Genomic DNA, 5267 nt, shown 5'->3' with positions numbered 1-5267 from the left:
CTAGGAAGCATACAGAGCTAGCGTTGGCTGAGCCCTTCGACAACGTTGTAAATGTGAGGAATAGGGTTGTCGTATTAGTCCTAGTGCTCACATACTTCGTGAAGAAGTCCCTGTGCGTGTGACCGGATAAAACCATTGTTACATTATAGTCCTCCACGAGTTTCAAGAAGTATCTGAACGCTGTCATGTTACTTGACCAATAACTACTCAATGGTGTGGAGGGACCGCCTTGAACATATGGTTTCAACACGTTTTCATCATCATACCTAGTGTATAGTTCGCCCTGATAATAGAATGGCGGATGATGGACTAATATCGTCTTATAGGGTATACTACTATAATTCTGGAGCACCTGTTGGGCAAATACTAGGTCTTCCCATGAGGGGTATCCTTGCTCGGGTGACCATATACCTATTATAAGTAGCTTACCAGCTATTACTCTAAACCACTTCGTGGGTCCAAGATAATTCGTATAATAAGTACCCCCGGAGGCGTAATCGTGGTTCCCGGGTATGCCTAACACAGGTATGTTATATAGATAGGCATACCTGTACGCGAGAGCCATCACATATTCTGATGAAGCAGCAGTGTCAGCTTCATCGCCGAGCCATAGAATGAAGAAGGGTGATAACATGTTATCTATAGTAAATCCAGCTATACGACTAATATCACCTGTAAATGGATTTGGTTGGCCTGCTATGAAGTGTATATCAGTGTTCTCTACGAATCTGATCACTGAAGGCCAGGACTTCACCACCCATACTGATCTAGGCACATTGTATACTGTTGAGCCTGCTAGAAGAGATAAGTCATATAATCCATCCTCAACTTCTGATGATATAGTAGCCTGGTATATGCCTGGACCTACACTGCTTATACTTAAAGTGTAATTGTAGACTACAAGCCGGTTGCTAACTGGTTTAACAGTCCATATGTACGCTGAGGAGATACTGAGAGAAGAATACTCCGGCCTAAGCTCTATGATGAACGATTCCCCGGGCGACATTATAACTGGTACAACTGGTCCCATGTTAGCGGTGATTATCTCGGTTATATTACTTGTTATAGAGGGTATAGCCGGGGTTGTCTCAGCAGCCGCAATATACGTATTCAAGTATACTATTGAACCAAGTATTATGAGAAATAATAGTAGATAATGCAGGTAATATCGTGTCTTCAATACATATCACCCTCTGTTGAAATACTATTTTTAACTATCTTAGATAATAAATTTTAATCAGCTTGAGGGGGCTACATGAGTAATAGGTCTAGGGGTTTTTCTCATGAGAGGGATTTAGTTAGGAGGCTGTGGGATCATGGTTTCGCAGTTATTAGGGCTCCTGCAAGTGGTAGTAGAGCTAGGCATGTCAAATACCCTGATATAGTAGCTATCTACCATGGTAAAATAGTGGCCATGGAGGTTAAGACTATTAAGGAGGAGAGAACAATCTATGTTAGAAGGGAGCAGGTGGAGAAGCTACAAGAGTTCTCAAGGAGGGCTGGCGCAACACCCTTCATAGCTGTTAAATTCGTTGGAAGCGGGGAATGGTTCCTTATACCCCTCGAGAAACTCGCCGGATCGGAGGGAGGCGCCTTCAAGATCCCGGTTGAAACCGTGAAAAACAGCCTCAGGCTCAAAGCATTAATCTCAATGATTAAGGGGGATAAGAGTATACTGGATTATACTATGCGGTGAGTTTACTCCTCCACCTTAACTCTCACAGGTATATTATACTTTTCCTCAAGCTTCCTAAGCCTCTTAATCCTTCTATTATACTTCTTTAAGTCCTGTCTTGATAGAGTGATCACTATATCACCGTTTTCCATTCTCACATCTACCTCAGGCATGATCTTACCGATCTCCTCAATAATCTTCTCGTGGATGCCCTGCTTACCACGTAGTTTTTTAACTGGTACCACTATCGTCTGCTCGCCGAAAGTGTATATTTCATATTCTAGCTCACCGGTGAGGAAATCCTTCACCTCTATCACTGGCCTTGATAACTCTGCCTCACGTAACCCAGTTGGTAGTTTCACAGTCATCTTGACCTCGTATACCTTGTCTATCTGTCCATTCTTAATGAAGATCACAGTGTCTATTATCGAGGGGATCATTCCGAGTTCAACCCTTCCAATGAATCTCTGGATGGCGTCTATAGGTGTCGTGGCATGTACAACCCCAATCATTCCTATTCCGGCTAGTCTTAGATCAGCGAATAGCTTGAAGTCTTCATCATTCCTCATCTCATCGAAGACCGTGTAATCAGGCCTCGATAACAATAAGATGTCGTGTAATTCCCCTGTGTCAGCATAGTGTTTGCTATACTGGGTTATATCTGGTGGAAGTATCATATCCCTAGGCGACTCAATGGTCTTCACAACCCTATTCATCCTCATGTAGTACTCCGCTAGGGCTTGAGCAAAGGTCGTCTTACCCATCCCTGGTGCACCAGCTATGAGTATACCCTCAGCCCTTTCATTGAGCCTTTTAACCAGCTCCGGCGGGAGATTATAGTCCTCTAGTCTCAGTTTCTTCAATGGCCTCACAGCCGTGATCTCCCATCCATCGCTTAAAGGGGGCCTCGTTATAACTATCCTGTAGGCTCCCAGCTGGACTATGGTGGAGCCGGCTCGATCTATCTCTATGAAAGCATCGCTTCTACTCCTAGTAGCCTCTATTATCTCATTAGCCATCTGCTCGATCTCCTGCCTGGTTAACGGGGCATCACTTAGCTTCACGAACTTCCATTCGCCTGGCCTACCAATCTTGGCTACTGGTACCACCCCCTCCTTTAAGTGCACGCTCATGGTATTCTCGGAAAAGTATTTCTCGAACCCTAGTCTTCCACGCTCCTTATCCTTGACCAGCACAACCTGTATGCCCATGGATTTAGCCACTTGGTACTGTAGCTCATTACCCGTTATTAATACACCGTTAACAGAGTAAGCATATTCCCTTATAAGGGAGTTCACCTCGCCGACTAATTGCTCCTCGTCCTCAATGAACCCCCTAAGTCTTTCACCAGCGAACTCGAGCTTGATTATCCCTGTATCATTGTATTGTCGTAGCCTGCGAAGTTCCTCGAGACCTGCGTAACCTATAACCCTGCCTTTCGAGGCATTGTACTCTAACAGCTGGAGCATAGCTCTATGGATAACTATTCTACCGCTAACGCTTCCCTCATCAATCAACCTGGATACGGCTCCCTGTGTAAGAGCCGTTAGATCTGGTACATATATGGTTTCACCAGCAATTCTCAGAGCCACTTTTTACACCGGTGTTAAACCCGCTTATCCGCTTCCATCATATTCCTAAGAATAGATTTAATTAACTTATATACCTGCTCCTCCATAGATGGTTATAACCCTGTTGAGGAGCGTGATATATTGAATAAATGGGCTATGTACATCCTGATAATCATGGTATCACTGCTTGTCCCGCCAATTGCAACACCTCTTTTAAATGCTGATACATCAACCATGGTGCCATTATACGTGAAAACCCGTATCGTGATCCCGGGTAATCTACCATGGTATCCTTTAATAGTGATCGGTGACAATAGGCCCCCGGATGTGAACGCTGTGGATCCACCAGAGGTATTCTACCAGGCTATAAACGAAGCGGAGAATGCTCTTCCGCTAGCCGTGATAGGGCTTGGAGATAACGTGGGATTAGGCACACCTGAACAGTATGATAGATTATATGGAATCCTTAATAAGACCCGTCTAGAAAACATTTGGATGATACCTGGAAACCATGACGTGACCTATAGTGGATTAAATGCCACGGGCATCGATCTATGGAGACAGTATATAGGATCAGACAATATCACTATTGACGATATACCTGGGTGGAGAATAGCCCTGATTAATTCCGAGGCAGATATAACTACGTGGGGTAACCAGGTTAAGGCTGTATATAATTACACCGGAGGTAAACACCTAATACTTGGATTCCATAGGCCCCTCTACCCAAATGTAACCCATAACCTGAAAACAAAATATGATACCGTGTTATTGAATTACATGAATAACTATGGATGGCCGGCCCTAGTGCTACAGGCACACTTCCATGCATGGGTTAAATATAGTTACAATAATACAGAGTTCCTCATAGTAGGTAGTGCTGGTTCTCCATTGTATTCCTGTAGTGATGTAATAACACCTGGCGCTGAGTGCAGTAGTGTATACCACTACCTAGTGTTAATCCTTTATCCTAATGGAACATACACGTATACCCCAATAGCACTGGGTGATGACAGTGGGACATTAAAAGTGATACCATTGAATGCAACAGCTTATTCTGTGGTTAACTCGAAGAAAAACATATATAGGGAGCCAGTTGAATACCCTGTGAGGCTACGCTTTACAGCAGGGAAGACAGTGATAAACATTGTAGCCAAGATACCAGCGTCAGCCAGCGTGGTATTCTCAATAGATCCCGTTACACATAGGCTATATATCTCTCAAAACCTCGATTACTATGTGTATATCATGCAGGGAACTAGTGACCAGCCAATAGTTATCAATGGTATACCTGAAGGACTAGACTTATCACAGTTTATACAAGGTGAAGAAATCTCTGTAGAGACACCTAGCCAAGTAGTGAAAACTGAAACAGTTACATCAACCACTGTCGCATACATCACTAGAACAGTGACTAAGCCGACAACAATAACTGAGACAACTACTGTGACTCAGCCCACTACAATATATACAACGGTATCTATTGTAGAGACGCAAAAGATAACGTGGACAACCACAGTGACCAATACCACAACAATAACCGAGACGTTTACGGAGAGAATTAGTAGTGGAGAAGACTACATCTACTTAGTGATAGTGTTGACTATAGCGTTCCTGACTGGACTAGTCTATGTTTTAACCAGGAAAAAGACATAGTAGCTACAAGACTTTTTTCCTCGCCTTCTCCATAAACATGTCAACATACTCCTTTATCGTGGGCCCCTCAACAATCTTCAGTTTAAACTCTACTCTCACAACCGGTTTATCCAGTTTTATAAGCCTGGTTATGTCTGAGGGTGTTCCAAGCACAACAGCATCTACCGGAGCCCTCCTTATGGTTTCCTCAAGCTCCTTCAATTGTTCTGGCCTATACCCTGTGCTCGGGAGAACTGGGCCCATATGCGGGTACTCCTCATATATTTTCTGGAAGAAGCCGGTTGCGAATGGCCGTGGATCAACTGGTTGAGCCCCATGCTTCAATGCTGCTACATAGCCAGCCGCGTATGGTGCTCCGCCATGCG

Annotated in this window: 4 protein-coding genes and 1 pseudogene; 2 read left to right on the top strand and 3 right to left on the bottom strand. The window is 44.0% G+C overall.

The features are described from left to right. The coding region (locus ACP5N5_RS05410) for a metallophosphoesterase family protein (RefSeq protein WP_428133641.1) at positions 1-1180 on the bottom strand (1180 nt) is incomplete at its 3' end. Positions 1181-1255: 75 nt separating this feature from the next. Here ACP5N5_RS05410 and hjc point away from each other — a divergent pair. Then, on the top strand, positions 1256-1696 hold the full coding sequence (hjc, locus tag ACP5N5_RS05405) for a Holliday junction resolvase Hjc (protein ID WP_276814407.1): 441 nt from the start codon (positions 1256-1258) through the stop codon (positions 1694-1696). Between the two features lie 2 nt (positions 1697-1698). Here hjc and ACP5N5_RS05400 read toward each other — a convergent pair whose 3' ends face one another. Then, the gene (locus ACP5N5_RS05400; protein WP_042667470.1) at positions 1699-3267 is read right to left on the bottom strand and encodes a PINc/VapC family ATPase; all 1569 of its coding nucleotides are present in this window, start codon (positions 3265-3267) and stop codon (positions 1699-1701) included. A 120-nt stretch (positions 3268-3387) separates the two neighbouring features. On the opposite strand from ACP5N5_RS05400, the gene ACP5N5_RS05395 reads away from it, so the two are divergent. Further along, positions 3388-4902: a metallophosphoesterase family protein gene (locus ACP5N5_RS05395; protein ID WP_428133635.1), complete on the top strand. Its 1515-nt coding sequence runs from the start codon at positions 3388-3390 to the stop codon at positions 4900-4902. A gap of 3 nt (positions 4903-4905) precedes the next feature. On the opposite strand, the pseudogene ACP5N5_RS05390 reads toward ACP5N5_RS05395, so the two are convergent. After that, positions 4906-5267: pseudogene (locus ACP5N5_RS05390) on the bottom strand (GTPase); the annotation flags it as partial.

The sequence above is a fragment of the Desulfurococcus sp. genome (assembly GCF_049970475.1).
In the GTDB taxonomy this organism is placed as follows: Archaea; Thermoproteota; Thermoprotei_A; order Sulfolobales; family Desulfurococcaceae; genus Desulfurococcus; species Desulfurococcus amylolyticus.
The sequence above is the reverse complement of the archived record's forward strand: the minus strand, read 5'-3'. Positions and strand labels throughout refer to the sequence as shown.

What these genes read in the sequence shown, in the direction of transcription:
- hjc (WP_276814407.1), top strand. Translation starts at nt 1,256, where the DNA reads ATGAGTAATAGGTCTAGGGGTTTTTCTCATGAGAGGGATTTAGTTAGG.